The 26,841-nt window shown below is 58.6% G+C and carries 25 protein-coding genes and 2 pseudogenes; 22 read left to right on the forward strand and 5 right to left on the reverse strand.

Features of this window, described 5'->3' with window-relative positions; translation table 11 throughout:
- The first annotated feature begins 244 nt into the window (after positions 1-244).
- The 3 genes from ACQKKX_RS06965 to ACQKKX_RS06975 all read left to right on the forward strand — a co-directional run bounded on the left by ACQKKX_RS06965 (position 245) and on the right by ACQKKX_RS06975 (position 1,621).
- Positions 245-517, forward strand: a complete 273-nt coding sequence (locus ACQKKX_RS06965; protein WP_427569793.1) for a BON domain-containing protein — start codon at positions 245-247, stop codon at positions 515-517.
- Between the two features lie 255 nt (positions 518-772).
- Positions 773-1,024, forward strand: coding sequence for a hypothetical protein (locus ACQKKX_RS06970; RefSeq protein WP_427570134.1), 252 nt, complete (start codon positions 773-775; stop codon positions 1,022-1,024).
- A 303-nt stretch (positions 1,025-1,327) separates the two neighbouring features.
- Positions 1,328-1,621, forward strand: coding sequence for a hypothetical protein (locus tag ACQKKX_RS06975; RefSeq protein WP_427569795.1), 294 nt, complete (start codon positions 1,328-1,330; stop codon positions 1,619-1,621).
- 66 nt (positions 1,622-1,687) lie between these two features.
- On the opposite strand, the gene ACQKKX_RS06980 is transcribed toward ACQKKX_RS06975, so the two are convergent.
- The gene (locus tag ACQKKX_RS06980) at positions 1,688-2,845 is read right to left on the reverse strand and encodes an ROK family transcriptional regulator (protein ID WP_427569797.1); all 1,158 of its coding nucleotides are present in this window, start codon (positions 2,843-2,845) and stop codon (positions 1,688-1,690) included.
- Between the two features lie 184 nt (positions 2,846-3,029).
- Between ACQKKX_RS06980 and ACQKKX_RS06985 the strand changes: the two genes are divergently transcribed.
- The 10 genes from ACQKKX_RS06985 (at position 3,030) to paoC (ending at position 14,477) form a co-directional block, all read left to right on the forward strand.
- On the forward strand, positions 3,030-4,337 hold the full coding sequence (locus ACQKKX_RS06985; RefSeq protein ID WP_427570113.1) for an extracellular solute-binding protein: 1,308 nt from the start codon (positions 3,030-3,032) through the stop codon (positions 4,335-4,337).
- 71 nt (positions 4,338-4,408) lie between these two features.
- Positions 4,409-5,299: a carbohydrate ABC transporter permease gene (locus ACQKKX_RS06990; protein WP_427569799.1), complete on the forward strand. Its 891-nt coding sequence runs from the start codon at positions 4,409-4,411 to the stop codon at positions 5,297-5,299.
- A gap of 3 nt (positions 5,300-5,302) precedes the next feature.
- Entirely contained in the window at positions 5,303-6,220 is a 918-nt protein-coding gene (locus ACQKKX_RS06995) for an ABC transporter permease subunit (protein ID WP_427569801.1), read from the forward strand.
- 4 nt (positions 6,221-6,224) lie between these two features.
- Positions 6,225-7,349, forward strand: a complete 1,125-nt coding sequence (locus ACQKKX_RS07000; RefSeq protein WP_427569802.1) for an ABC transporter ATP-binding protein — start codon at positions 6,225-6,227, stop codon at positions 7,347-7,349.
- Complete coding sequence (locus ACQKKX_RS07005; protein WP_427569804.1) at positions 7,346-8,176, forward strand: glycerophosphodiester phosphodiesterase family protein; 831 nt, start codon at positions 7,346-7,348, stop codon at positions 8,174-8,176. Before ACQKKX_RS07000 ends, ACQKKX_RS07005 begins: the two co-directional genes overlap by 4 nt.
- A gap of 22 nt (positions 8,177-8,198) precedes the next feature.
- The gene (locus tag ACQKKX_RS07010; protein ID WP_427569805.1) at positions 8,199-9,029 is read left to right on the forward strand and encodes a glycerophosphodiester phosphodiesterase family protein; all 831 of its coding nucleotides are present in this window, start codon (positions 8,199-8,201) and stop codon (positions 9,027-9,029) included.
- The gene (locus ACQKKX_RS07015; RefSeq protein WP_427569806.1) at positions 9,026-9,859 is read left to right on the forward strand and encodes an inositol monophosphatase family protein; all 834 of its coding nucleotides are present in this window, start codon (positions 9,026-9,028) and stop codon (positions 9,857-9,859) included. Before ACQKKX_RS07010 ends, ACQKKX_RS07015 begins: the two co-directional genes overlap by 4 nt.
- Before the next feature lie 829 nt (positions 9,860-10,688).
- Positions 10,689-11,327: an aldehyde dehydrogenase iron-sulfur subunit PaoA gene (gene paoA, locus ACQKKX_RS07020; protein WP_427569808.1), complete on the forward strand. Its 639-nt coding sequence runs from the start codon at positions 10,689-10,691 to the stop codon at positions 11,325-11,327.
- Positions 11,324-12,274 (forward strand): FAD binding domain-containing protein, encoded by a 951-nt coding sequence (locus ACQKKX_RS07025; RefSeq protein WP_427569809.1) that lies wholly within the window; start codon positions 11,324-11,326, stop codon positions 12,272-12,274. Before paoA ends, ACQKKX_RS07025 begins: the two co-directional genes overlap by 4 nt.
- 4 nt (positions 12,275-12,278) lie before the next feature.
- The gene (gene paoC, locus ACQKKX_RS07030) at positions 12,279-14,477 is read left to right on the forward strand and encodes an aldehyde oxidoreductase molybdenum-binding subunit PaoC (protein WP_427569811.1); all 2,199 of its coding nucleotides are present in this window, start codon (positions 12,279-12,281) and stop codon (positions 14,475-14,477) included.
- 38 nt (positions 14,478-14,515) lie between these two features.
- On the opposite strand, the pseudogene ACQKKX_RS07035 reads toward paoC, so the two are convergent.
- A pseudogene (locus ACQKKX_RS07035) lies at positions 14,516-14,781 on the reverse strand (helix-turn-helix domain-containing protein); the annotation flags it as partial.
- Between the two features lie 159 nt (positions 14,782-14,940).
- On the opposite strand from ACQKKX_RS07035, the pseudogene ACQKKX_RS07040 reads away from it, so the two are divergent.
- A pseudogene (locus ACQKKX_RS07040) lies at positions 14,941-15,051 on the forward strand (integrase); the annotation flags it as partial.
- 35 nt (positions 15,052-15,086) lie between these two features.
- On the opposite strand, the gene ACQKKX_RS07045 reads toward ACQKKX_RS07040, so the two are convergent.
- Positions 15,087-16,028, reverse strand: coding sequence for a glycosyl transferase (locus ACQKKX_RS07045; RefSeq protein WP_427569812.1), 942 nt, complete (start codon positions 16,026-16,028; stop codon positions 15,087-15,089).
- 154 nt (positions 16,029-16,182) lie between these two features.
- On the opposite strand from ACQKKX_RS07045, the gene ACQKKX_RS07050 reads away from it, so the two are divergent.
- A complete protein-coding gene (locus ACQKKX_RS07050) occupies positions 16,183-17,016 on the forward strand; it encodes a 3-deoxy-manno-octulosonate cytidylyltransferase (protein WP_427569814.1) in 834 nt (277 codons plus the stop codon).
- A gap of 37 nt (positions 17,017-17,053) precedes the next feature.
- A complete protein-coding gene (locus ACQKKX_RS07055) occupies positions 17,054-17,809 on the forward strand; it encodes a membrane-anchored protein (RefSeq protein ID WP_427569815.1) in 756 nt (251 codons plus the stop codon).
- 26 nt (positions 17,810-17,835) lie between these two features.
- On the opposite strand, the gene ACQKKX_RS07060 is transcribed toward ACQKKX_RS07055, so the two are convergent.
- Complete coding sequence (locus tag ACQKKX_RS07060) at positions 17,836-18,522, reverse strand: glycosyltransferase (protein WP_427569816.1); 687 nt, start codon at positions 18,520-18,522, stop codon at positions 17,836-17,838.
- Between the two features lie 221 nt (positions 18,523-18,743).
- Between ACQKKX_RS07060 and ACQKKX_RS07065 the strand changes: the two genes are divergently transcribed.
- Positions 18,744-20,753: an acyltransferase family protein gene (locus tag ACQKKX_RS07065; protein WP_427569817.1), complete on the forward strand. Its 2,010-nt coding sequence runs from the start codon at positions 18,744-18,746 to the stop codon at positions 20,751-20,753.
- Positions 20,754-20,757: 4 nt separating this feature from the next.
- On the opposite strand, the gene ACQKKX_RS07070 is transcribed toward ACQKKX_RS07065, so the two are convergent.
- Entirely contained in the window at positions 20,758-21,705 is a 948-nt protein-coding gene (locus ACQKKX_RS07070) for a glycosyltransferase family 92 protein (protein WP_427569818.1), read from the reverse strand.
- Positions 21,706-22,089: 384 nt separating this feature from the next.
- Between ACQKKX_RS07070 and ACQKKX_RS07075 the strand changes: the two genes are divergently transcribed.
- The 5 genes from ACQKKX_RS07075 (at position 22,090) to ACQKKX_RS07095 (ending at position 26,824) form a co-directional block, all read left to right on the forward strand.
- A complete protein-coding gene (locus ACQKKX_RS07075) occupies positions 22,090-22,971 on the forward strand; it encodes a dihydrodipicolinate synthase family protein (RefSeq protein ID WP_427569819.1) in 882 nt (293 codons plus the stop codon).
- Between the two features lie 28 nt (positions 22,972-22,999).
- Positions 23,000-23,671 carry a GntR family transcriptional regulator gene (locus ACQKKX_RS07080; protein WP_427569820.1) on the forward strand — a complete coding sequence of 224 codons (672 nt, stop codon included), beginning with the start codon at positions 23,000-23,002 and terminating at the stop codon, positions 23,669-23,671.
- A 65-nt stretch (positions 23,672-23,736) separates the two neighbouring features.
- The gene (locus tag ACQKKX_RS07085) at positions 23,737-25,065 is read left to right on the forward strand and encodes an ABC transporter substrate-binding protein (protein WP_427569821.1); all 1,329 of its coding nucleotides are present in this window, start codon (positions 23,737-23,739) and stop codon (positions 25,063-25,065) included.
- Positions 25,065-26,003, forward strand: coding sequence for a carbohydrate ABC transporter permease (locus ACQKKX_RS07090; protein ID WP_427569822.1), 939 nt, complete (start codon positions 25,065-25,067; stop codon positions 26,001-26,003). Before ACQKKX_RS07085 ends, ACQKKX_RS07090 begins: the two co-directional genes overlap by 1 nt.
- The gene (locus tag ACQKKX_RS07095; protein ID WP_427569823.1) at positions 26,003-26,824 is read left to right on the forward strand and encodes a carbohydrate ABC transporter permease; all 822 of its coding nucleotides are present in this window, start codon (positions 26,003-26,005) and stop codon (positions 26,822-26,824) included. Before ACQKKX_RS07090 ends, ACQKKX_RS07095 begins: the two co-directional genes overlap by 1 nt.
- Positions 26,825-26,841 lie beyond the last annotated feature (17 nt).

Raw genomic sequence — 26,841 nt, forward strand, 5'->3', positions numbered from 1 at the left:
CGCCGGACGCCGTCGCTTCCTGACCGTCCGGTCGGACAGCGACACGGCTCGAACGCCTTTTTCAAGCCCGAAGCATTCAGAAATCCGGGGCTGACAAGGGAAACCTGTTGACGAGAAATCACGTGACTTCCCGCGTATCCGATATATAATCGGAAATAAATATGGCCGATCAGCCACTTAACGTGGAACATAACTGAAGCTGAACAGGTTATTCATCTGACGTTCATGTAGAAAGGTGCTTCCCATGTTTCTGAGTTCGCTTCAGACGGTCAACGCTTTCACGTTTGGCATGGATGAAACCCTGTATGCCAAGAGGGCAGCCATCCAGGCGGAACTAAGCTCGCTGCCTGACTATTCCGGCAGGATCTCGATCGCCACCGAAGGCGACTGCCTGATCGTCGAGGGCACCGTGGGCAATCAGATCGACTATAACCGCACCATCGATATTGCCTCGGACATTGCGGGTGCCGGAAGCGTGATCTTCCGCATCGGCTACGAGGCCATGCCATCCGCCTGAGCCCCGACGGGTTATCCGCAGACCTGCGGAGAATAACCGACTGCCCTGGCCGAAAGTGCGCACATGTTCCTTTGCGCGGGATGTGCGCACTTTGCGGCCAACGGCCGGCGAATTTGAAATTATACTGAAGGCGGTGACAGCACGGTTCACATACCGCGCGATCCGCAGAATCTCTTGGCCCGCCGATATCTTTGCGGTACGCCCCCTGCCGGTAAGCCGACCGCCCCACTCAAAGCGTTCAGCGGAGTGCGCGCTGTGCCGGAGCCCCTTGCACTATCGACGGCAATTTCCATCTGCGTCAACATGCCGGATGTTTTGGCGGAGCGTTTTGCGATAGTGCTCTTTCCCGCAGAGTATCGAAACCAGCGTGGACATCGTCAAATGTGGGATTGGTTCCCTCTCGTCTTCTTCCCGTTCAAGATCGTCGTTCTGGGCACGGGCATGTTCTACGCCATCAAGTGGCATCGTGATCAGGAAAAGAAAGACAACAAAACGGACCGGCCGTAAGGGCTTCTTCCTACCTTAGCCGTGAGACCCCGCTGAACGTCCGTCTTTTCTTGACCACCTCGTCCCTGATAACGTCGTCGCACATTCGTCGTCGCACATTCGTCGTCACGCTCGCATTTGGGGCCATGGTTCCCGATAGCCCGTGCACCGGACGGCACGTTCAAACAACGCGCAATCGCCACCGGGTTCTTCATGCGGGGAGCAAAGCGTCTCATGCCGTTTGGCAACTAGGGACGTCGTGCGTCCGCGCTCTCCGTCATCGGCGCGTCTGGTCCGTGCCAAGGGCAATGGCTCCTGACCTCCGTGATCGACAGCGAGATCGCAGCCGTGCAGCAGGCCCGCAACACGGTTTCCGATACGGATGTCCGGGCATTTTCGACCCGCGACTACCGGCGCGTGTTCGTTTTCGGTCGCGGGCATTTCGCGGCCTTATCCTCGTTCATTGCGCTGCGCCTCACCCGATCCGGTTACGTGGCGACCGAGCTTGGCAGCAGGATGGATCAGTTGGCGGAAACGCTGATAGACGACGGCCGATCAATCAGATCGCTGGGAGAGTTCAAGACCTTCCGGGCTTCATCCGGTCTGACGGCAAGTTAAGGGATAGGGTGCGGGCGGGTTTGACCTGCAAGAACACGATCTTTCGCAGAAGCGCGGCGTAATCGCTTAGTAGAACATGCGGCGAAACGGCATGATGGCGGCGCCCATCGCGGCCGCGTCGGTGGCGATTTCGGAAATGATCAGTTTGGGACCGCCCCGGTGTACGCCATAACGCGGGCGATCGAAAATCTTCGTCCGCTCGATCAAAAGCGACGCCAGCCCGGGCGGGATCTGACCGCCGAACACGATCGCCTGTGGGTCCAGTGTGGCGCGGATGGCGTTGACGAGACGGATGTATGCCGGCGTTACCTCGTCCACCCATTCCGCCACACCCGGCCAACGCGCATCGAAGTGACGGCGCATGTAGTGGATCGAGGGGACGTTCACGCCGTTCCGGTTCACCCGATCGATGAGATATTGCAGCGCCGGGCGCCGTTCCGTCTCGATCTCATCATAGAGGCCGGAAAATTCGCCGGCATTGCCATTGCCGCCCTTCAACAGCTCTCCGTCGATAATGACCCCGCCGCCAAAGCCGTAATTGAAGCTCAGATAGGCGAAGTTTTGAATGAAGCGGCCGATCCCGAACATAGATTCCGCGACGGCGCCCGATTTTCCGCCATTGATGACCCAGGCCGGCCGATCAAACAGATCGGTGATGATGGGTCCAAGCTCGATCATCGACCATTCGTGCAGCGGCAAAGGCGCATTGTGGCGTGTACCGTCGACATGATAGCCGGCAATGGCGAAACCGATGCCGAACAGATTCTCTTCGGCGAGATCGTTCTGCCGCTGCAGCTCGACGACCTGCTGTCTGACCAGCTGAAGCGCACGATCCATTGTCAGTTCGCGTAGCGCCACTTCACGTTCGCCCAGAATTTTTCCCGCTATATTCGTGATGCAGATGCCGATGACGTCGGTATTGACCGAGATACCGCAGGCATAGGCATGGGCACCATTGAGATGCAGCATGGGGCTCGGCTGGCCTCGCCCCAGGCCCGGCTTGGCCGAACCCAGGAGAATGACCTTTCGCTCGGCCAGATTGTCGAGAATGCGGTGAACCGATTGCTGGGTCAGGTCGGTATGGCCGCTGATTTCCGATCGCGAAATTCCAGGATTGCGCCAGATCAGTTGCAGCAGCTGTCGTTCATTGCGGGAAACAACAGTCGTCTCGTTCGCGCGTAGGAAGCGAGGACTGATCAAAGCTTCCGGAACATAGCCCGCCACGCCCAATACCTTACTGGAAAAGTGTAATAATTGCGTCGCAATTCATGCAACCTGACTTGGGTTATCGCGCTACCCGACATTTTTCAAGCAAATTAACCGTCATGGAAATGTTACACGCAAAGTGTAGTAAGCCGCCGTCAGAGATCGGGCGGGGCCCGGTCCACTCCTAAAGGCGAGGGCGATGATGAACAGATTTACCTTGGCGACCTTTACCGCCGTGATGGCCGGGGCCGGCGCGGCGCAGGCGGCCGATATCGAATTCTGGTACGGCAATACCGGCCAGGTTGAAACCGCGATCAAGGCACAATGCGATGCCTTCAACGCCGCCCAGAGCGAGCACAAGGTCAATTGCGTGGGGCAGGGCTCCTACGAAGTGTCGATGCAGAAGGCGATTGCCGCCTATCGCGCCAAGAACCATCCGGTTCTCATCCAGTTCTTCGATGCCGGTACGCTCGACCTGATGCTGTCCGGCGCCGTCGAGCCGGTTCAGGATCTGATGCCGGACGTCAAGTGGGACAGCTATATTGCCGGCGCTCGCGCCTATTATGAAACGTCGAAGGGCAAGCTGTTCGCCCAGCCCTACAATTCCTCGACGCTTCTGTTCTACACCAACAAGACCGAACTCGAGAAAGCCGGCATCACCGAAACGCCGACGAGCTGGGAAGGCATTATTGAGGCAGCCCGCAAGCTGAAGGCTGCCGGCCATGCCTGCCCGTTCGTCACTGATGGCGACACATGGCGCGTGCTGGAGCAGTTTTCCGCCCGTCACGGCCTGCCGATCGCCACCAAGCACAATGGTTATGACGGTCTTGACGCCGAATACGTCATCAACTCCACGTTTGCGGCAAAACACCTCGCCAATCTGGTCGAATGGCGCAAGGAAGGTCTCGTTCGCCTCGCAGCCGATACCAAGGCCGGCAATTACACCGCTGCCTTTAATGCCGGCGAATGCGCGATGATGGAACAGTCTTCCGGTTCCTACGCTGCTGCCGCCAAGGCGTTTGACGGTAAGTATGAGCTGACCGTTTCGATGGCCCCGATGTACGACGGTTATGAGCGCCACAACACGTTCGTCGGCGGCGCTTCCATCTACGTCATGAAGGGTCACAAGGAGCCTGAAATCAACGCCGCCAAGGCGTTCCTGGACTTCCTGCGCAAGCCGGAACAGCAGATGTTCTTTACCGCCAACACGGGTTACGTGCCGGTCACGACCGATGTTCTCGATGTCATCGCCAAGAGCGACGAAGCGAACTCTCCGAAATATGCGACTGCGAAGGTTGGCGTTGAATCCATGAACCAGCCGGCGACAGCCGATACCCGCGGCGTCCGTCTCGGCTTCTACGTGCAGTTCCGCGAAGTCTTCATGGAAGAAACCCAGAAGGCATTTGCCGGCCAGCAGACCATGCAGGTCGCGCTCGACAACACCAAGAAGCGCGGCGACCAGCTGCTGCGCCGCTTCGAGCAGACCTACAAAGGCAAGCAGCTTCCTTGATCCTCGGCTCTCAGCCATCTCAGCATGGGGCGAACGTTCGCCCCATGCCTTCTCTCACTCGGAAGTGATCCATGTCGTCGGAATCCTCCCTGTTCAGCCATCGCTGGCTGCCGGCTTTGCTGCTGACGCCGATGCTGCTGCTGATCGCGTTGTTCTTTTATGTGCCGGTCTTCCAGGCGTTCTACTGGTCGTTTTTCCTCGAGCAGCCGTTTGGCGGCGGTTCGGAATTCGTCGGCCTTGAAAATTTCCAGCGCGTGCTTTCCGATCCCGAATTCTGGGGGGCGACCGGCCGCACGGTCATCTTCATGCTGACGGCATCGTCGCTTGCCGTTGCCGTGCCGCTGATGCTGGCGATCGCCGCCGATCGCAAGATCGGCATGTCCTATCCGGCCCGCAACATTCTCGTCTGGCCGAAGGGCATTGCCGGTGCCTCGATCGGTGTGGTCTTCGCCTTCATCTTCAATCCGTTCGTGGGATTGATGGCGCCGCTCAATGCACTGTTTCCCGGCCTGTGGAACCCCGGAATTGACGGCACGGACGCGTTCGTCACGCTGGTGGCCGCCCATGTCTGGAGCGGCATTCCGTTCAATTTCGTCATCCTGCTGGCCGGCCTGCGCTCGATCCCGCCTACCATGTATCAGGCGGCCGCGATGGATGGCGCCGGCCCGTGGCGCCGCATTTTCGATGTGCAGTTGCCGCTGATCATGCCCCAGCTGTTCCTAACCTTCGTTCTGGAATTCACCGAAAGCATCACATCGGTCTTCGCGCTGATCGACACCATTACCGGTGGCGGTCCGGGCGGCTCCACCACGCTGCTCGTCTACAAGATCTATGTCGACGGTTTTCGCGGGTTCGATCTTTCCGGCGCATCCACTCAGACGGCCATTCTAATGGTCTTCGTCCTTCTTCTTGCAGCCTGCCAGTTCTATTTCCTCGGCCGGCGCATCAATTACGAGCGCTGAGCCATGGTCGAAAACGCACGTTCCATCAACATCGCCGCCAGCATCCTGCTCGCCATCGGCATCCTTTATATCGTCGGGCCTTTGTACCTGACGCTGTCCACCGCCTCGCAATCCTATGAATACATGCTGCGCAACGGACTGGCCTGGGTGCCGGGCACCGAGTTGTTCACCAATATGGGCAAGGTCATTCACGATACGCGCATCCCGGTGCAGATGCTCAACAGCATGATCGTGGCCTTCTCCAATGCGCTGGCCACCTGCGCGCTGTCCTTTCTGTCGGCCTATGCGATCGTCTATTTCCGCATTCGCTGGGCGGGCGTGGCCTTTGCGCTCATCCTCGCCACTATCATGCTGCCGCTCGATATCCGCGTCATCACCACCTATCAGGTGGCGGCCAACATATTGTCTCCGCTCAATGCCGTGCTGGATTTTACAGGCCTCAACAGTTTGATCGGGATGGTTTTCGGCGCGCCGGTGCAGCTTGAGCTCAGTGTGCTCGATACGCATTTCGGCCTGATCGCGCCGCTTGTGGCGCATGGCACCGGCACATTTCTGTTCCGCCAGTTTTTCCTGACGCTGCCGAAAGATCTGTTCAAGGCGGCCCGCATGGACGGGGCAGGGCCGATCCGTTTCCTGTTCGACATCTTGCTGCCGCTTGCCCGCACCAGCTTTTCCTCGCTGTTCGTGCTCACCTTCCTCAGCGGCTGGACGCAATATCTGTGGCCGCTGGTCGGTGCCTCGACGCCCGACATGCAGACCGCTGTCGTCGGTCTTGCCCGCCTCGTGCCCGATGCTGACGACCAGGTGCCCGATTTTCCGATGATCATGGCCGGTGCCGTGCTCGTCTCACTCGTTCCGCTCACGATGATCGCCCTTTTGCAGCGCTTTCTCGTTCAGGGCCTCGTTCTTTCGGAGAAATGATCCCATGACCGCCATCGATACAGCCATTCGCGCCGCCGCGGCCGAGATCGATCTGATCGGCGTCACCAAATCCTATGACGCCAAAAACACCATCATCCCGCCTATCGACGTGACCTTGCGTCCCGGTGAATTCACCGTCGTGCTTGGCCCCTCGGGCTGCGGCAAGTCCACACTGTTGCAGATGATCGCCGGTCTGGAGCGCGTTTCCGGGGGTAGGATCGTCATCGGCGGCCGTGAAGTGCAGGATCTGGAACCAAAACATCGCGGCTGCGCCATGGTGTTCCAGAACTATGCGCTCTATCCGCATATGACGGTGGCCGAAAACATGGCCTATAGCCTCAAGGTCGCCGGCGTTTCCAAGGCGGAACGCGCCGAGCGGGTCGCGACCGTCGCCAAGATGCTTGGCCTCGCGGATTTTCTAACCCGCAAGCCAAGCCAGCTTTCCGGTGGTCAGCGCCAGCGTGTCGCCATCGGCCGTGCCATCATCCGGGAGCCGGGCGTGTTGTTGTTCGACGAGCCGCTCTCCAACCTCGATGCGCAGCTCCGCCACGATATGCGCGTCGAACTTGCCGAACTGCATCGCCGCATCGGCGCAACCAGCGTGTTCGTCACCCACGATCAGGTCGAGGCGATGACGCTGGCCGACCGTATCCTCATCCTCAACAAGGGTCATATCGAGCAGTTCGATACGCCGAAGGCAATCTATCATCATCCGGCGTCCGTCTTCGTCGCAAAATTCATCGGTTCTCCGCCGATGAACATTCTGCAGGTCGAAGGTGACGGTTCCGTGCTGCGGCTGGCGGACGGTCAGGTCGTCGCCAACTATTCCGGCAACGGCCAATTCCAGCTTGGAATCCGCCCGGAAGATATTGCCGTCAACGAGGGCGGGTCGATCAAGACGGAAATCCGTTACCGCGAAGACCTCGGCTCTCACGAAATTCTGGAAACCAAAATCGCCGAGCAGAACCTGCGGATCGCCATGCCCTTCGGCGTCGAGATCGATACGACGCAGACCTTGTCTCTCTCCTTCCCGCAGGCACGCCTGCATCTCTTTGACGGTGAAACCGGCCGCGCCATTGCGAACGCTTTCGGTAAAACACAACCGGCATCGGCGAAGGAATACCAGTGAATTACGGGGAGTATATCGCCGACAAGACCCGCGACTGCGCCGTGGTTGCGCATCGCGGCATCTGGCGTAATGCACCGGAAAACAGCTTGTCCGCCATCCAGCGCGCCATCGATGCTGGCTATGATGTCGTCGAGATCGATATCCGTCGCAGCGCCGATGGCGGTCTTATTCTGTTGCACGACGACACGCTGGAGCGCATGTGCGGTCTCGATCAGAGGCCGGAAGTGCTGGCTTCCAGCGACCTTGCCGTTCTGCGTCTGCGCGACCGTGATGGTGGCGAAAACAATGTCTTCACACTGGAGAGGCTGCCCAGCCTCGCCGAGGTTTTCGAGCTGACGCGGGGCCGCATTTTCCTGCATCTGGACGTCAAGGAACGCGAGGTGATCCCGGATGTGATCGCGCTTGCCAAGGCCATGGGTGTCGAGCAGCAAGTTGATTTTTGGGCCTCGCTGAAAACCGAAAAGGATTTTTGCTGGATCCGCGATACGATCCTTCCGCATGACGTGCTGTTTCTGGCCAAGACTCGGCTCAATGTGCCCAGCGCCGCCACTCAGCTGTCTCTGCTGGAAGAACTCTCTCCTGCCGTCTGCGAAATCTATTTCGACAGGCTGGAAGAGCTGGCTGCCTTGAAGGACCTCACCCGCAACACCGGCATGGCGCTCTGGGTCAACACGCTCGACAGCATCGCCTGCGCTAACTTCACCGATACCTCGGCCCTTGCCGATCCCGATGCCGTCTGGGGGCGGCTGATCGATGCCGGCATCTCGGTCATCCAGACCGATGAGGCCGCCGCTCTCAAATCCTATCTCGCGGCCCGCCGCGCCTGAATACTCTCCAAGGAAGAATGACATGACGCATTACGTAGATTATATCGCCGACCAGAAACGCGATCCCGCCATCGTTGCCCATCGCGGCGCTTGGCATGGCGCGCCGGAAAACAGCCTCGCGGCCATCGAGCAGGCGATCGCCGTCGGCGCTGACGTTGTTGAGCTCGATATTCGCAAGAGTGCCGATGGCGAACTGTTCATCATGCACGACGACACGCTGTTGCGCATGGCCGGCATCGATCGCGGTGCCGAAACCTTCACCATCGCCGAGCTGCAGGCCATTGCGCTGCGTGAAGACGATGGCGGCGAGCACCGCGCGACGACGGATCAGCGCATCCCGACCCTGAAACAGGCACTAGAAGTGATCCGTGGCCGCATCTTTGCCGATCTTGATCTCAAGGATCGCAGCCTGTTTTCCGAAGTCGCCGCCTGCGCCCGCGAGATGAACGCCGCCTCTTATGTCGACTTGAAGACCCGCGTCATGACCCGCGAGGAACTGGACTGGGTGCGCGCCCAGAATATCGATGGCGTTGCCTTCATGGCGATGTCGAAGTTCACGGCGGAAGGTATCCATGAGACCATGGCGCTGCTGTCGGAAATCAAGCCGTTCATGTGCGAGATGCGTTTCGACAGCCTCGAAACCATCAAGGCCAACCGACAGATGTTTCTCGATGCGAACATGGCGCTGTGGACGAACACGCTCAACATGGAAGCCAGCGGTGAGTGGGTGGACAAGACGGCGCTTGTCGATCCCGACCGCATCTGGGGCACATTGATGGATGCCGGCGTCAGTGTTTTCCAGACGGACGAGCCGGAAGCGCTGAAGGCCTATCTGGAGGGCCGTCGCGCATGAACACCGTTTCGGACGAATTGCTCCATGAGTTGATGGGGATCGTCCGCGAGGCGGCGGCGGGAGAAATCCTGCCGCGCTTCCGCTCCGTGACATCGGATAGCATCCGCGCTAAAACCGCGGCCGACGATATCGTCACGGATGCGGATATCGCGTCGGAACGCGTGATCAGCGAAAGGTTGAAAACGCGCTTGCCGGGCATCACCGTCATCGGCGAGGAGGCTGTGTCGGAAGATGCTTGCATCCTCGACACGCTGGACAAGGCCGATCTGGCGGCCGTCATCGACCCGGTCGACGGCACATGGCATTTTGCCCATGGCACACCCATGTTCGGCAGCATTCTGGCCATCGTCTCGGCCGGCAAAACCATTGCCGGCATCATCCATTACCCGGTTCTGGACGATTTTCTGGTGGCGCGGCCGGGGCAGGGGGCATGGCATGTGGCGGCAGACGGTGCGCGCACCCGTCTCTCCGTTGCTGCCCCGACACCCGTCAACGAAATGCACGGTTTCATCCCCCTGCATATGTTCGGGCAGGATTTCCGAACCGAACTTGCACCGCGCGTGCTGAAATTCCTGCGCGTGACCACATGGCGCTGCTCGGCCTGGGAATACCGGATGCTGGCAACCGGTGCCATGAGCTTTTGCCTTAACGAAAGCCTGAAACCCTGGGATCACGCCGCCGGCGTGCTGATCCACACGGAAGCTGGCGGTTTTGCGGCAACGCTCGCCGGCGAGACCTACCGGCCAACGATGACCACCGGCCACCTGCTGACCGCGCCTGACGAGACGTGCTGGAACCAGGTTCGTGATGCCCTAACCTCGGACCCTTAGAGGATCCGTCGAAGCCCTGGGGATGCGAGGCGATCGGCATCGTCTCTTCGCCCATGGAGCCGGCGCATCGGCGTCGCGATCATCTTAGAACCGCGCGCCGAAGCCAGTGCCGGGTTCCGCAGTCATGCGCCGCTGCGCTTTGGCGCGGTAGGCGTCTTCAGCATCCACCAGTCTGTCTTCGACGTCTACCTGATCGTCGCTATCGGGTCTTCGGCTACGTCCTGCGTCGCCTGAACTGCGAGCCGGCACCGCTGCTGCCCGGCTTCATCCTGGGGTCGATGAGGCAGGAATATCTTCGCGGAGCGAGGCTGGTCTCCAAGGGTGACCCACTTGCCTTCGTGGCGCATGCGATCAGCGCCGTCAGGCTTTTTGCCCGCCCTTGTCCTTCTGCTGACCGTTGCGGCGCCGGCTATCCGGCGCAAACTGCGCAGGCATTTCCGGAGAACAGGCCCCATACTCCGACGCCGAACCGGCCGCCGGCCCCCGATAGGGTGCAGTAGGCATTCTGCTTTCAATGGTCATTCCTTTCTCGGCTCGGCCGGGGCAGCCATTGTGCCCAAATGACGGCCGAGGGGAACCGCGCTGCTGCTTCTGCACGCTCATCCAGCGGCAAGTAACCCAATTGTGCTGCGGATGGGCCGAGGGACTGGAACAGGCGCGCGGCCCGCAGCTTCTATGAGTTGTGCTGCGCAACCGAGGGCCATTCATGAACACAGCCAATAGCCCTATGCAGAGTTGAAGGGGTAATCCTTCTCGATCGCGGCTCCAGATAAAACCGACGCGGGGCTGCGAGCCTCCACGTGGCCAAACCATAAACTGAGAGGTTAAGATGCTCACGCCCATCCAATTGGAACTTTCCCGACGAGAACTGCTTGTGTCCTCAGCCGCAACGGTAGCGCTCGCAGGAGCCGCAAAGGACGTTCGCGCGGCAGACACAAGGGGAGAAGCTTTGCAAAACACCACAACAGTCGCCCTCGAGATCAATGGCGAGAAACAGGCTCTGACACTGGATAACCGCACCACCTTGCTCGATGCCTTGCGGGAGCACCTGCATCTGACGGGAACGAAGAAAGGCTGCGATCATGGGCAGTGCGGTGCCTGTACCGTGATTGTGGATGGTCGTCGTATCAATTCCTGTCTGTCGCTTGCGGTGATGCACGAAGGCGATAGTATCACCACTATCGAAGGGCTCGGTCAGCCGGGCAATCTCCATCCCATGCAGGCCGCTTTCGTCAAACATGACGGGTTTCAATGCGGTTACTGTACCCCTGGGCAGATCTGTTCCTCCGTGGCGGTGCTCGAGGAGATCAAGGCGAACATTCCGAGCCACGTCACAGAAAATCTTACTGAACAGGCGGCCGTCACGTCGGCGGAAATCCGCGAGCGCATGAGCGGAAACATCTGTCGTTGCGGAGCCTATTCCAACATTCTCGACGCTATCAACGAAGTTGCGGGAGTGCCGGCATGAAGGCGTTTTCCTATGAACGGGCCTCCTCCGTCGAGGCGGCAGCCAAGGCGGCTGCGCAAAACTCCGAGGCAAAGTTTATCGCCGGCGGCACCAATCTTCTCGATCTGATGAAACTCGAGATCGAAAAGCCGTCGCACCTCATCGATGTCAACGGTCTCGATCTTGATACGATCGAAAAGACGCCGGAAGGCGGTGTCCGTATCGGTGCACTGGTGCGCAATACCGACCTTGCGGCGGACGAAACGGTTCGCCGCGACTATGGGCTTCTGTCCCGCGCGCTTCTTGCAGGCGCATCCGGTCAGTTGCGAAACAAGGCCACGACCGCGGGCAATCTGCTTCAGCGCACGCGCTGTCCTTACTTCTATGATCCGAACCAGCCCTGCAACAAGCGCCAGCCCGGCAGCGGCTGTTCCGCCATCGGGGGTGTGACCCGTCAGCTTGGCGTCGTGGGTGTCAGCGATTCCTGTATCGCGACCCATCCGAGCGATATGGCCGTGGCGATGCGGGCATTGGATGCGGTAGTCGAGACCGTCAAGCCGGATGGAGCGAAGCGCACCATCCCGATGGCCGATTTCCATCGTCTTCCGGGCGATACGCCGCATATCGAGACCGCGTTGGAGCATGGTGAGTTGATCACGAGCGTTGTCCTGCCTGCGCCGATCGGCGGCACGCAGATCTACCGCAAGGTCCGTGACCGCGCATCCTATGCATTCGCCCTGGTATCCGTTGCTGCCGTCATCCAGCCCGATGGTCGGGGGAAAGTGGCCGTCGGCGGCGTCGCCCATAAGCCGTGGCGCGTCGAGGCTGCCGAAGCCGAGCTGCCGAAGGGTGCTCGCGCCGTGACCTCGGCGCTTCTGGCGGATGCGCGTGCGACCGAGCAGAACAAGTTCAAGATCAGCCTGACGGAACGGACGCTTGGCGCGGTCCTGGCAGAGGCGAGGGGTTAAGGCCATGAAGTTCGATAAACCGGCAACGACCAATCCGATCGACCAGCTCAAGGTGGTCGGCAAGCCGATCCATCGCATCGACGGTGAGTTGAAGACGACCGGGCGCGCCATGTATGCCTATGAATGGCACGATCCCGCCATGCGCTATGCCTACGGCTATCCCGTAGGCGCCGGCATCGCCAAGGGGCATGTCACATCGATCGACAGTTCCGCCGCCAGGACATCGCCCGGTGTCCTCGGCGTCGTTACCACGCTCGATGTCGGGGATCTCGAGAAGGGCAAGCTCAACACCGCCAAACTGTTCGGCGGCAGCGAAATCCAGCACTACCATCAGGCGGTCGCCGTCGTGGTTGCCGAGACTTTCGAGCAGGCGCGCGCAGCGGCTGCCCTGATCAAGGTCGATTATGCTGCGGAGAAGGGCGCGTTCGATCTGCGGACCGAAATGGCCAATGCAAAGACACCGGATCCTTCGACAGAGCCCGACAGCAAAGCCGGGGATTTCCAGGCAGCCTTTGCCGCGGCCCCCGTCACGCTCGACGCCGAATATACGACACCGGACCAGTCCCATTCCATGATGGAGCCCCATGCGTCGATCGCCGCATGGGACGGTGACGAGGTCACTGTCTGGACATCGAGCCAGATGATCGACTGGTGGCGTACCGACCTTGCGACGACACTCGGCATCGACAAGCAAAAGGTGCACCTGATGTCGCCTTTCATCGGGGGCGGTTTCGGCGGTAAGCTCTTCCTGCGCGCGGATGCGGTGCTTGCGGCCTTCGCTGCGAAGACTGTCGGGCGGCCGGTCAAGGTGGCGCTTCCGCGACCGATGATGCCGAACAATACGACCCACCGCCCGGCAACGATCCAGCGCATTCGCATTGGTGCTGGCCATGACGGCATGATCACCGCCATCGCCCACGAAAGCTGGTCGGGCGATCTGCCGGGAGGAGGGCCGGAGACCGCCGTCATGCAGACGAGGCTACTATATGCCGGCGAAAACCGCATGACCGCCATGAAGCTCGCGACGCTTGATCTGCCCGAAGGCAATGCCATGAGAGCACCGGGCGAAGCGCCCGGCCTGATGGCTCTGGAAATTGCCATTGACGAAATGGCGGAGAAGCTCGGCATCGACCCGATCGAGTTCCGTATCAAGAACGATACGCAAGTCGATCCGGAAAAGCCGGAGCGGCCATTCTCCCATCGCGATCTTGTCGGCTGTCTGAAGCTTGGCGCTGAAAAGTTCGGCTGGCACAACCGCGCCAGGCCCGGCGCGAGGCGGGACGGCAACTGGATGATCGGAATGGGTGTCGCCGCCGCCTTTCGCAACAATCTCGTCATGCCGTCAGGCGCGCGTGTCAAGCTCGACAGCCAGGGCCTTGTCACCGTTGAGACCGACATGACCGATATCGGTACCGGCAGCTATACCATTATCGCCCAGACGGCGGCAGAGATGATGGGCGTCGGCATTGACAAGGTCGCGGTCCAGCTCGGCGACTCTCGCTTTCCTGTCTCGGCGGGATCCGGAGGCCAGTTCGGCGCCAACTCGGCCACATCAGGCGTTTATGCTGCCTGCGTCAAGCTTCGCGAGGCAGTTTCCAGCGCTCTGGGGTTCAACTCGGCCGACGTCGTCTTCCAGAACGGCGAAGTCCGGTCTGGCAACCGCGCCGTTCCCCTTGCCGAAGCCGCCGGCGCCGATGGTCTGGTCGGCGAAGATACGATGGAGTGGGGCGACCTCACCGAGACGCATCAGCAGTCGACTTTCGGCGGGCACTTCGTCGAGGTCGGCGTCGATATCGCGACGGGTGAAACACGCATACGCCGCATGCTCGCCGTCTGTGCGGCGGGCCGCATTCTCAATCCGATCACTGCCCGCAGTCAGGTTATCGGAGCAATGACAATGGGGGCCGGCGGTGCGCTGACGGAAGAACTTGCGGTCGATACCCGCCGCGGCTTCTTCGTCAACCATGATCTCGCCGGCTACGAGGTGCCTGTCCATGCGGATATTCCGCATCAGGAAGTCATCTTCATGGAGGAGACGGACCCATACTCGTCACCGATGAAGGCGAAGGGTGTCGGCGAGCTCGGCCTTTGCGGCGTCTCGGCCGCCATCGCCAACGCGATCTACAATGCAACTGGCGTGCGTGTGCGCCATTATCCGATCACGCTCGACAAGCTGATCGCGGAACTGCCGGACGTTGCATGATCACCGGCGGCGGCCGCCCAGGCCGCCGTGCTCAACTATCGCTCAACGATCAAAGCGCGTAACTGCGGATGCCGTCTCAGCTTTCTCAGTGCCTGCTGCGCTCCTTGGAGATGTCGTCGGCAACGGTGCTGTAACAGCCGCCACAGTCCGGCAGTTCGCGATCGCGAAACGTGTTGCGCCTTATCTCCCGATAGATCGTGGAAAGATGGCGACCAAGTTGACGCGCCATCTCGTTGACCGGCACTTTGCTGCCACCAGATGATGTGCTGTCGGCGGGGGTGATCCGCGCATAGGGTCGCGACATGCCAAGATCATCAAAGTGAAGCCAATGAAATTGCTGGCATGCCGCGACTGAAATCAGAATGTACCGCTTCTTCGACAGGAATTCGGTAATATGGATTATGGAACATTTTTCCTGAAGAAGACGAAGCGCCCCGTGCCGTTTCTGGCAACGGAGCAGCCGATCATTCTGCCCGAGGGCATGGAGCCGTCACGACAGCGGTCGGTTTGGCGGGCGTCGAGCTATCGTAACAACGCCGCGCGGCGAAGTGGGCGCGCGGCACGGCTGATATAACGGGATGGCCAAACGCAGGTTCTAAACACGTGTCATCAAGATGTTAAAACCTTCCGACCGTCATCCTGAGGCAACTTTGCGCGCGCGGGACTGAAGGGTATGCCGCACTTACTTAAGGCTGACACAGGAGAATAGTTGACCATCATAATTCCGTTTTCGTCGCAAAAATTCTTCGCCAAAGCGATATGCGACAGTATGCGGCTTTCAGCTCTGAATACCCCCGATGTTGCGACGTTTCCGCCTTTTTCATAGAAACGCGGCCGGTTGGCATTGACAATATCGATCCCAAGGAAGCCGATCCGATGGGGTCGCTTGGCGGCTGCAAATTGCACGGCACTGACCACGACGGATCCGCCTTTGAAAACGCCATAGGATGGTTGACACGAGAAACCGCTTGTCCCGTCAGTGCCCATCGAGCCAACCTCCAGATCCGATATAGTGGCAACACTTCGCCGCTTGTGGCCATATGGCTTACGGAGATCGTCGATCAGGACGATTGTCTTGCCAACCAACCATTGCGGATCAAGTTCGCAAATGGCGCGTATCACGCTCACCGACAGCAGACACTGACAGCTCATCGGCACATTTTCCCGTAGCATCGCGAAGTGCCGCCAGATGAACCGCTCGTCCTCAATCGCGATCACTGGCGATCGCGCGCTATTCCCGTTTATCAAACTGATTGCGCCATTGAGATAAATTGCGCCCGACCGATCTCCAATCCTTGTTTCCGTTTCCAGGATTGTCGGGCCGGATCCAACTATCGCAATTTCGTCAAGGCCATTTTCCAGGATTGCGGACGAATGCGAGAGCTTGGCAATGGGCTTCCTGCGGTACTCAATCATACCCGAAGCCCCCTCCTGACGAGGAATATCCAAGCGAAGGGCGGGCCAACTCTCTTGATAATGGGCACGCGCTTTTCCGAACAGAAACGGACTCATCAATTTGACGACTGAGCGTTTCAAAGGTCGGTCGGACATCCATATTCCTCGATTTCGTGTCCGATCTACAGTTACATACGGTGAACGGGATTACTACCGTTACCTTTTTTGCGGTATATCCAAACGCGCAGCAGCTACCTCGCACGGATTGACGCGGTCCGCGTCAGTTCTCAATCCAAACCCAGGAAAGCCAATGATCAATAATTCGCCAAAACCTCTGGCATTCCTCCAACAGGACGAGTGGACAAAAAGAATTTCCGAGTACGCGCACATCGTGCTGGTCGCAAACAGCGATGCAGTCAATGTCGATGAACTCCGTGCCGCTTACCCCGAATCCACGCTTTTCGCTTTCTTCAACCGAGCGGACAAAGTTCTCAAGGCGCCGTTCGATGCGCCCGCTGTACTCATCTCCCGGGCTCAGCCAAAGGGCGCGAATATAGTGTACAGGGAAGAGGTATCGAAGATCATCAACTTGTTTTCGTCTCGCAGTTTTCTCGGCATTGTGAACGTTCGGTACAGCCACAGTGAGCGGCTGAACACGAAGGCGGACTACCATAATGCCCTGTCCGGCCAATTTGACCTTTCCGGATACTGCGATGCCTTTTATCCTCGGGATCGGGTACCGACATCAGGATTTGCGTTCGCTTTGTGGCTTTCCGAGCAGGCAATTCCGACTAAGATCGTATTGGCCGGGTTCACAGGGCAACGAAGCGATAAATGGCGTGTCGTGTCGGCGCACGACTGGACATTCGAGCAGATCTTTCTGAGGCTGATGGTCAAACAGGGAAAGATCGCGATGCATGGCGGTATGGCACACAGCGGCTATGAAGTTCTGCTGGAGCGTTTCCCAGAGTTTTCCGCGACCCAGATATCGGCAACTGTCGCGGAGGTCCTGTCTTCGAGGCTGAACGCCACAGAGAAACAGGTCGACAAGTTGATCTCTCTCACAGGGGCGTTTCGCTGGTTTGACACGTCCTTGCGCGGATTAAGACCAAGCTTTCTGAGAAAAAAGCCAAAGGGCAAGTAGGGGTAGCCGGGTCGTGGCAGTCGCATCGAGAAAACTTATGGCACGTTTCAAGGAACTGAAGACGCTATTGTACAGGCGGATGAAATTCCGGATCCTGCGACCGTCCCCGCCACCCTTCGCAGGGTCCATAAACGGACCTGTGGTCGTATTGGGATCGGCCCCCACAAGCCATAAACCGGCGGGAATGGACAGCAGCTATGCCCTGTTCACAGTGAATGCTTCGCAGTTTAACGCGAAGGACTGGGGCAGAGATGAACCTGATGTAACATTCATGATGTTTCACCAGATTGAGGGGACAACGACAAATGCTCGTGAGGTCCGGCGCGTCTTAAGCGGTCGTAGGACCAAAGCGCTTTATGTCTTGCTGTGGAGACATGACAAGGTTGCGCAGTTGCGGCACGGTCTGGCAGCGTTCGATTATGGGTACGACCGCCTGATTACAGTGGATCGATACCAGCGTATGGCGCTTATGGATAAGGTTGCCGGCATGCCGTCATGGGAGCTGGACGCAGATTCCAAATGCTCAAATGGGATAAACGCTGTCCTGTTCGCTCTGTATCATGGCGCATCTGCAGTTATCATAACCGGCATCAATCCGGGGTCTATGGGACATTCCTATAACTCAGCCGGCCTCAAACGGATGCATGTCGATATGGATCGCCAAGTTCTTGTGCGTCTCATCCAGCAAGGCTGGCCGATTTACACGGCGGATCCAGAGGTTTCCGCCAATGTCGGAATACCTCTATGGGACGCAAATTTCGATGGAAACCAGGTATCAGACCCGCCAGCGTAAAAACCGCTGGCGGGTTCATGCCCGTATCAGGCAGTGCGCTGAGTGACGTGCATGGTGCGATCACGGGTTTCGAACCACTCGTCCGCATAATCGTCGTTCTGGTATTCTGTGAAATAGGGGCCGCCATCCGTGAAATGGACAAGGTTGGCGTCTTCTGAGTAGTCGTACTCGTTCACCAGCCAGTTCCAGCTCGCCGGCAACTCACCGATCAGGTCCTCGGACTCAAGCCATTTGAACTGGTGGAGCTCAAGACCGGTGGCGTTGTTTACGTATTCCAGATCAAGCTTGGTGCATTTGGCATTGTTGAACAGGATGACGCTGGACCAGTTCTTTTTCTCGTATTTCGTTTGGACCTGGCCGAGAAATTTGGTTTCGACCTTGGGGACATAGTTGTGTTTGACACACATCGCCGCATAACGATCGTCGCGCAATTCCCAGAGTTTCGCGATGTCGGTTCGCATCAGCATGTCGCAATCCGCAAACAACGACCACCCTTCGAACTTGCTCATGTAAGGCACGAGAAAGCGGGAGAACGAAAACTCCGTAGATTGCAGTGAATTACGCTCACGCTTGAAGATATGGCCGAGATTGGCAAGGTTGATCGGTACGAAATTCACCGGGATGGACGATTTTTCAAGAATGCTTTGGCAAAGCACATGGTAAGCGACGACCTCTTTACTGTCGAAGCCAACGAACACATTTGCAGAATTCATTCTATCACTCCTGTCAGGGGAATTTGCTGCTTGATCAACGTTAAGGATGGCATGTCGCTGGCAACTGACCCCTGAGGGCATACAGCCAGCCGCCGCCCGCTTATGAGACGTAGCTGTGGTAGCCTATAGGTACACGTGACGCAAATCGATAATCGCCCGCTATGGACGTCCCTGCCTCATCTGCGCTAGCAGTCTGACCTGAATCCATATGAAATGAACAGATGCATACCATTACCAGCCCAAACCATTTTTCCTATCGCGCAGATTTAGACGGGCTGAGAGCCGTCGCTGTTCTTTCGGTGCTCCTCTACCATGCGGGCATTTCATGGGTACCGGGGGGCTTTGTAGGAGTTGACGTCTTCCTCGTCCTCTCCGGCTTCTTCATGGCGAAGATCATCATGCGGGATCTCGAGAGAGGCAGCTTCAGCTTTGTGGAATTCTATGGCCGCAGGGCCAAAAGGATATTCCCGGCCCTTTTCGTGATGATTTTCGCCACCACCATCCTGGCGACGCTATTGTTCATGCCGGCCGAATACGAATATTTTGCCAAAAGCGTTCGAGCTTCAGCGCTGTTCTACTCAAATATCCTTTTTCTGGATGAGAGCGGATATTTCGACATAGGATCCAAGATGAAGCCTCTGCTTCATACCTGGTCGCTTTCGCTCGAAGAACAATTCTATGTCGTCTTCCCAATCGGTCTCTTCCTCGCTCACAGATACGCGAAACGGTCCGTTGCGATAGTCATCGGTGCGCTGACGCTCGCGTCATTCATTGCGGCAGTTTGGGCCATGCAGGAGCGACCGGAAAAGGCATTCTACCTGCTGCACTTCAGGGTATGGGAACTGCTGATCGGTGCCGGCGTCGCTCTGCTGCCAGAACTGCGAGCAAGCGAGCGCGTCCACCAGGCCCTGGCTGCCGCAGGCGCATTCGCAATACTGCTTTCTGTCGCTCTTTATCAGCCGGGAACAGCTTTCCCCGGCGCCAGCGCTCTCCTCCCCTGCCTTGGAACTGCCGTTCTCATATACGCAAATTGCCACACCGGGCCGATCAGCGTCCTGCTGGCAAACCGCGTCTCTCGTTTTGTAGGACTTATTTCGTATTCCGTTTATTTGTGGCACTGGCCCCTCATCGTTTTTGCGCAATATCAGACCGGGGGAGAGCTGACCCCGATCCTGACAGCGAGCGTGATCGTTGCCTCACTCATCTGCGGAACTCTCTCGTGGAAGTATGTCGAACAGCCCGTAAGATTTGGGCGGGTGAGTGCGTTATCCTGGAAAATCCTGGCACCTGCGGGCGTCGCTGTTATCTTGACAGCGGTCGGGTTCGGAACGTTTGTCTCTTCTCGTGACGGCCTGCCAGGGCGGCTGCCCGCCGATGCACGCAAACTCTATGAGGCGACATTCGATTTCGGCACTTACTTCCCTCCGGCCTGCTTTGCCGACAGCGACGGACGCGGCCTGCAGCCCGCTCAAATTCTAAGCGGAGATCTCTGCACAATTGGCGTCCCGGGAAAGGCATCTTTCCTCTTGTGGGGAGATTCGCATGCCGCAGCGATTGCACCCGGGCTTTCTGCCGCCGCCAAACAGCTGGGCGTGACCGGACTGTTTGTCGGCCGGGGTTCCTGCCCCCCGCTTCCGGGCACCCCTTTTGCGGAGGACACCGACGTCAAGCGATGCATAGCGCATACGGAAGCGATTGAGGCACTTATTAAGAGAGAAAGGTTTCCACTTGTGTTTCTGGCTGCTTACTGGCCGAAATACGTCCATCGCAGCGAACTCCCGGGACAGGGCGTTTTCTTCAGTCCTGACGTTGCACCCGATCTCAGTGATTGGTCCCAGCCGATTGCATCGGGCCTGATGCGCGTCATTAAGCAATTGAAAGGCGACGGTTCGCAGGTCGCGCTGGTCATGGATGTCCCGGAAGCCGGATATCGCGTTCCCGAAGCATTGGCACGAGCCCAGATGACCGGCCAGTCTCTGGAAATCGCTCCTCCAATTGCCTACACCCATGCAAGACAGTCGCTGGCGAGAAAGGTGCTGCTGTCAGCCTCCGAAGAAACAGGGGCTCTGGTCGTCGATCCCATGGAAGCCATGTGCGACCAAAATCGGTGTCGAGTGATGGACGGTGACACGGTGTTGTATCGGGACGGTGACCATCTATCCGGCCAGGGAGCGGCAAAGCTAGCACCGATTTTCGTCGAGGCTTTGGAGAAGCTGAAGCAAGGGGATTGATACCCTACTGTGCATGCAGGTCTTCGGGCTCGAATGGTCGGTCGAGATCGATGTTATGAGCTTGAATGAAGTCGATGACCGCTGAGTCTTCGATCTCGTCCTCCTCGATAATTCGAAGAGTCTCGCGCATTTTTTCAGCCAACACGGTCGATGAGGTCGCATAATTCGAACCCCTTGCCAGCTTTTCGAGCATCTCGGCTTCGGACTTGCTGTAATAGTGGTTCAGCTGGATAGCGCTGTTCGAAAAGAAGTCTGGCTCCTTGCGTTCCCGACGCGTGGATTTTCGACCAACATCGTTGCTCGTGACATCTCCATGCGTTCTCGTTTGGAAGTGGTGGACTGCTACCTCCGTCACTTCGCAAGGATCCACGATGCACTTGAAATTAAAGGACGGTTCGCCCTTACCGACCAGGTCCGCGCTTCTCATCACATAGTTCATCACGACGCCGCCCGAGGGAGCCGTTTTTCGCCCGCTGGTCCCAAACATGTGCCACGGCAGCGATATGTTCGGAAAATGACCGCATGACCGCAGCGCTTCGTCGATCGTGGAGCCAACCTTCGGCACCAAAAACTCGTCGACATCTATGAATGCCATGTGGCTAAATCGGTCGCCGAAATTCTGGATCGCATGAGCGAAAGCAAGGACCTGTCCATCTATGAACCTGTTTGGTTTGGTCGCCGCAACCCTGCCATTCCACGGAACGATAGTGAGATGGGCTGACGATAATTCGCTGCGAACGATTTCGCATGTGTTATCCGTCGATCCGTTATCGTAGATAATGAAATGGCGGATTCCGATTGCGCGATGGAAACGTATCCATTCGGCAATGTATCGCCCCTCGTTCTTGACGCACACTGATATCGCAACACCTTGTCTGTCGGCGCGAGGCGTCGGAGGGGAGATCTGCAGCCGTTTGATACTCGACGGTTTTTTTCTAAATATTGCAAACATCCGGAGTCCCGACAGTTAACGTATCGAGTATGTAGACTGCCTATGAGATTCCTGTCGAGAGCCCGCGGGACTATGGTTGCTTCGACGAGCGAATTGATGCGGCCGAAGAGCAGTGCGGCTGTCGAACTGATCGCGTGCATCCTTCTCGTCGGGCTTGAAAGCTTGAGCCCTTGCTTCGCACGTCACGGCGCCTTGAATTGCCTCGCGAGCATACAGGCCGGCCTTGCCCGCGCGTCGTCTTCCGAACGCATCGTTCCTCCAACCATGGATGGCCACACCCCGACAAGCCATCGACTTACCCCTCTTTCCAAAATCGCCGCCCCAGGAGGTTGACAGCTAACATGTTAGTACGATAGCCCTGAGCAATCAGTGGAGGAGACACTCATGAGCCGCTTCGGTCTTTCCGTTGCTTTGACCACCCCTTTTGACGAAAACGGTAATATTGCGCTCGACATGATGGTTGCCCAGGCCAAGCGCAGCCTGGGCTCTGGCTGCGACAGCTGCACCCTGTTTGGCACCACCGGCGAAGGGTCATCAATTGGCATGAAGGAACGCGAGCTGGCGCTGACCGCCATCCTTGATGCCGGAATTGAGCCTATGCAGATCGTCGCCGGCGTACTGGTCGACTCGGCCGAAGACGCCGCCGAACAGGCGGGCAATGCGCTAGACCTCGGCGTGCGCAATATCCTTCTCGCTCCACCCTCCTATTTCAAAAACGTCAGCGACGAGGGCCTGTTCCGCTGGTTTTCCCGCGTCTTCTCGTTGCTGGGAAACAAGGCCCGTGACGTCCTTGTCTACAACATTCCCTCCGTGACCATGGTCACGCTGAGCGTACCGCTCGTCGCCCGTCTGCGTGAAGCGTTTCCGGGCATCGTCACCGGCGTCAAGGATTCGTCGGGGGATTGGCCCCATACGCAGGCACTGTTGCAAGATCATTCCGACCTGATCATCCTGATCGGCGATGAGCGACATCTGGCACAGGGTGTGCGCATGGGTGGTCACGGCGCGATTTCCGGTGTCGCCAATTTTGCCGCTGCGGAAGTTGCCGCCATGGCCAATGAGGGGCGGGACGATCCGCGGATCGTCGAATTCGTGGTCGCACTGCTGAAACATCCGGTCACACCCGCAGTCAAGGCGATGCTCGCTCGCGAGCTTGGCGATCAGAAATGGCTTGCGGTTCGCGCGCCGCTCCTTTCTACATCGACCGACGTGCAGAGGGAGCTTGGCACCGTTTTCGACAGGCTGTTCCGCGCCAAGGCGGCTTGAGTAGAAGACGACCGCAACAGGGATGACGATGCAACAGCACGACGACCAGCAGGTGGAAGAACCCACCCTTCGGGAAAAAGCCTATGAAAGCTTTACCCGGCATCTGCTGGCGCGTGACGTGCGACCCGGCCAGTTCGTCTCGCAACGTCATCTTGTCGAACTGACCGGCCTGCCGCTCGGCGCCATCCGTGAATTGATCCCGCGACTGGAGGCGGAGGGTCTGATCAAGACTGTGCCGCAGCGCGGATTGCAGATCGCCCATATCGATCTGCATCTCATCCGCGAGGCGTTTCAACTGCGCCTGTTTCTGGAAAAGGAGGCGGTGGCGCTTTTCGTCCAGTCGGCATCCGACGAGTTGATCGGCAGAATGATCACCAAACACCGCGAGCTTGCGGCTGCAGCCGCCGCCGGTAGCGAAACGCCGGAACTGGAGGCGGAAGCACAGGCTGTCGACTGGGGCATGCATGACGCGTTCATCGATGCGCTCGGTAACCGCATCATCTCCAATGCCTACCGCGTCAATTCGATCAAGATGCGGCTGATCAACCAGGAGCGGTTTCGCATTAACGGCCGCGTCACGTCCGTCATGGGCGAACACATCGCCGTTCTGGATGCCATCGAGCGCCGTTCCGTCGAGGATGCGGTCACGGCCCTGGTAAAACATATCGGACATGCGAGGGACCGCGCCCTCAGGATTTAGAGAAGCAGAAACAACGTTCATGAGCCGGGATGAGGAGATCCCGGTAAACCTTGGAGGAGGACATCATGACATCATCTTTCTGGACCCCGACCCGCCGCAATTTTCTGGCAGGTTCCGCAGCCCTCGGCGCCGCTGGCCTTGTCGGCGCCCGCCCGGCATCGGCAGCGGTCGACTGGAAAAAATTTGCCGGCACCACGCTGGAAGTGAATCTCGTCAAAAGCCCGCGCGGCGAAATTATTCTGAAATACATGAAGGATTTCGAGGCACTGACCGGCATCAAGGTCAATGCCGAGGCGACCCCCGAACAGCAACAGCGCCAGAAGACGACGATCGAACTTTCGTCCGGCCGCCCCAGCTTCGACGTCGTGCACCTGAGCTACCATGTGCAGAAACGCCAGTATGAAAAGGGCAAATGGCTCGCCGATCTTACCGAGTTCTTCAAGGACCCGAGCCTCACCGATCCATCCATGGTGGAAGGTGATTTTGCCGAGGCCGGTCTGAAATTCGCCAAGGATGCCGATGGCACTCTGCGCTCCCTGCCCTTTTCCGTCGATTACTGGATCGTCTACTGGAACAAGGAACTGTTCGACGCCAAGGGCCTGAAATATCCGCAGAGTTTCGAGGAAATGGTCTCCACGGCCGAGGCGCTGACCGACAAGTCCAACAACACATTCGGTTTCGTCGCGCGTGGCCTGAAAAATGCCAATACGCCGGTCTGGACCTCGCTGATGCTGGGCTATGGCGCAACCCCGATCACCGACGGCAAGGTGACCAGCGACAGCAAGGAAGCCGTCGAAGCCGCAAAAATGTATCAGACGCTGATGACCACGGCAGCGCCTGTCGGCGTCTCGGGCTTCAACTGGGCCGAAGCGCAATCCGCCTTCCTGCAGGGCAAGGTCGGCATGTGGTTCGATGGCGTCGGTTTTGCTCCGCCGATCGAAAACCCGGAAAAATCGCGCGTCGTCGGCAAGACCGGTTACAGCGTCATCCCCAAGGGCCCGGCCTCACAGGCCGCCGGTACGTTCGGCGATGGTCTTGGCGTCACCGCCGCCAGCACCAAGAAGGAAGCCGCCTACCTGTTCTGCCAATGGGCGATCTCCCATGAAATGGGCGCGCATCTCTTGCAGGCCGGCGCCGGCGTGCCCTACCGCCAGTCGATCCTCGACGATGCCAAGGTGCGCGAAGGCGTCACCATGCCTGGCGAATGGGTGGATGCCGTCGTTGCCTCCGGCAAGGTCTCGCAGCTGGCGCTGCCGGTCATCATCCCGGTCACCGAGTTCCGCGACATCTATGGCGTAGCGCTCACCAACATGATCGGCGGCGCAGACCCGGCTGCCGAACTCAAGAAAGCGGGCGAGCAGTTCGCACCGGTTCTGGCACGCAGCGAGGGATAGTGGCTTCCGTGACCGTTGATACGAGCGCGGCAGACGCCGTGACAGCGAAAGGGGTGAAGCCGCCAAGGCTTTCCCCCAATTACTGGCCCTTCGTCCTCCCGGCCCTCGTGGTCATTGGGGCAGTCATCGTCTTCCCATGGGTCTTCACCCTGTGGATGAGCGTCAATTCCTGGACATTGGGACAGGACCAGACCTTCATCGGGCTGGACAATTATATCCGGCTCGCCGGCGACATGCGCTTCTGGGAAAGTATGTGGCATACGGCGATCTACACCGTTCTTTCGGTGGTGGCGCCGCTGTTTCTCGGCACGCTGGCCGCCCTCGTCTTCGACGGCCAGTTTCCGTTGCGTGGCCTTCTGCGCGGCGTGTTCGTCATGCCGATGATGGCGACCCCGGTCGCCATCGCGCTGGTCTGGACCATGATGTTCCACCCGCAGCTCGGCGTGCTCAATTACCTTCTGTCGCTCATCGGCATCGGCGCGCAGGAATGGATCTATAACCAGTCGACGGTCATTCCGTCGCTGGTTCTGGTCGAGACCTGGCAATGGACGCCGCTGATCATGCTGATCGTGCTCGGCGGTCTCGCGGCCGTCCCGCGCGAACCTTATGAAAGTGCGGAAATCGACGGCGCCAATGCCTGGCAAAAATTCCGTTATCTGACGCTGCCAATGATCGCGCCCTTCTTGATGATCGCCGTCATCATCCGCTCCATCGATGCGGTGAAAAGCTTCGACATCATCTATGCGATGACGCAGGGCGGACCCGGCACGGCATCGGAAACCATTAACATCTACCTCTACAACACCGCCTTCGCCTATTACGACATCGGTTACGGGTCGGCCATGGCCGTCGTCTTCTTCGTCGTCATCGTGGCGCTGTCCTTCGTGCTGATGATGGTCCGCGCCCGCACCAACTGGGCCGACATGGAGGACCGCTGATGGCACACCGTATGCTCAACCGTATCGGCCTGTTCTTCGCCGCTTTCATCATGATTTCGCCGGTCATTCTGTTCTTCATCTGGATGATCTCGCTGTCGCTGAAATTCGAGATCGACAACGGCGCCTATCCGCCGATCCTCATCCCCGAACGCGTGGCATGGTCGAACTATGCAAAAGTGTTCGAGGAGAACAATTTTCTTCTCTATTTCTGGAATTCGGTCCTCGTCACCGGCGCCGCAACAATGCTCGCCCTCGTCATCGGCGTGCCTGCCGGTTATGGCATCGCGCGTCTGAAGGCCGAGCGTGCCGCCATGGTCATCATGATCGCCCGCATGACACCCGGCCTCTCCTTCCTCATCCCGCTATTTCTGCTGTTCCAATGGATGAACCTGCTCGGGACGCTTCTGCCGCAGATCATCATCCACCTCGTCGTCACGGTGCCGATCGTCGTGTGGATCATGATCGGGTATTTCGAAACAACACCCCAGGAATTAGAGGAAGCCGCCAGCATAGACGGCGCGACCTCATGGCAGGTGTTCCGCCTCGTCGCCCTGCCGATCGCAAAACCCGGCATCGTCGTCGCCTTCATCCTGGCGGTGATCTTCTCGTGGAACAATTTTGTCTTCGGCATCGTGCTCGCCAGCCGCGAGACCCGCACGCTGCCCGTCGCCGTCTACAACATGCTGTCCTTCGAACAGGTCAGTTGGGGTCCGCTTGCCGCCGCCGCGCTGATCGTCACCCTGCCGGTTCTGCTGCTGACCATGTTCGCCCAGAAACAGATCGTCGCAGGCCTCACCGCCGGCGCGGTCAAGGGCGGCTAAACACATACGAAAATCGG

This window comes from Neorhizobium sp. NPDC001467, assembly GCF_050275975.1.
In the GTDB taxonomy this organism is placed as follows: Bacteria; Pseudomonadota; Alphaproteobacteria; order Rhizobiales; family Rhizobiaceae; genus Neorhizobium.

Excerpts from the sequence above, each read along its gene's own strand:
- ACQKKX_RS06965 (WP_427569793.1), top strand. The coding sequence starts at position 245 with ATGTTTCTGAGTTCGCTTCAGACGGTCAACGCTTTCACGTTTGGCATG.
- ACQKKX_RS06985 (WP_427570113.1), top strand. The coding sequence starts at position 3,030 with ATGAACAGATTTACCTTGGCGACCTTTACCGCCGTGATGGCCGGGGCC.
- ACQKKX_RS06990 (WP_427569799.1), top strand. The coding sequence starts at position 4,409 with ATGTCGTCGGAATCCTCCCTGTTCAGCCATCGCTGGCTGCCGGCTTTG.
- ACQKKX_RS06995 (WP_427569801.1), top strand. The coding sequence starts at position 5,303 with ATGGTCGAAAACGCACGTTCCATCAACATCGCCGCCAGCATCCTGCTC.
- ACQKKX_RS07000 (WP_427569802.1), top strand. The coding sequence starts at position 6,225 with ATGACCGCCATCGATACAGCCATTCGCGCCGCCGCGGCCGAGATCGAT.
- ACQKKX_RS07010 (WP_427569805.1), top strand. The coding sequence starts at position 8,199 with ATGACGCATTACGTAGATTATATCGCCGACCAGAAACGCGATCCCGCC.
- ACQKKX_RS07015 (WP_427569806.1), top strand. The coding sequence starts at position 9,026 with ATGAACACCGTTTCGGACGAATTGCTCCATGAGTTGATGGGGATCGTC.
- paoA (WP_427569808.1), top strand. The coding sequence starts at position 10,689 with ATGCTCACGCCCATCCAATTGGAACTTTCCCGACGAGAACTGCTTGTG.
- ACQKKX_RS07025 (WP_427569809.1), top strand. The coding sequence starts at position 11,324 with ATGAAGGCGTTTTCCTATGAACGGGCCTCCTCCGTCGAGGCGGCAGCC.
- paoC (WP_427569811.1), top strand. The coding sequence starts at position 12,279 with ATGAAGTTCGATAAACCGGCAACGACCAATCCGATCGACCAGCTCAAG.
- ACQKKX_RS07045 (WP_427569812.1), bottom strand. The coding sequence starts at position 16,028 with ATGTCCGACCGACCTTTGAAACGCTCAGTCGTCAAATTGATGAGTCCG.
- ACQKKX_RS07050 (WP_427569814.1), top strand. The coding sequence starts at position 16,183 with ATGATCAATAATTCGCCAAAACCTCTGGCATTCCTCCAACAGGACGAG.
- ACQKKX_RS07055 (WP_427569815.1), top strand. The coding sequence starts at position 17,054 with ATGGCACGTTTCAAGGAACTGAAGACGCTATTGTACAGGCGGATGAAA.
- ACQKKX_RS07060 (WP_427569816.1), bottom strand. The coding sequence starts at position 18,522 with ATGAATTCTGCAAATGTGTTCGTTGGCTTCGACAGTAAAGAGGTCGTC.
- ACQKKX_RS07065 (WP_427569817.1), top strand. The coding sequence starts at position 18,744 with ATGCATACCATTACCAGCCCAAACCATTTTTCCTATCGCGCAGATTTA.
- ACQKKX_RS07070 (WP_427569818.1), bottom strand. The coding sequence starts at position 21,705 with ATGTTTGCAATATTTAGAAAAAAACCGTCGAGTATCAAACGGCTGCAG.
- ACQKKX_RS07075 (WP_427569819.1), top strand. The coding sequence starts at position 22,090 with ATGAGCCGCTTCGGTCTTTCCGTTGCTTTGACCACCCCTTTTGACGAA.
- ACQKKX_RS07080 (WP_427569820.1), top strand. The coding sequence starts at position 23,000 with ATGCAACAGCACGACGACCAGCAGGTGGAAGAACCCACCCTTCGGGAA.
- ACQKKX_RS07085 (WP_427569821.1), top strand. The coding sequence starts at position 23,737 with ATGACATCATCTTTCTGGACCCCGACCCGCCGCAATTTTCTGGCAGGT.
- ACQKKX_RS07095 (WP_427569823.1), top strand. The coding sequence starts at position 26,003 with ATGGCACACCGTATGCTCAACCGTATCGGCCTGTTCTTCGCCGCTTTC.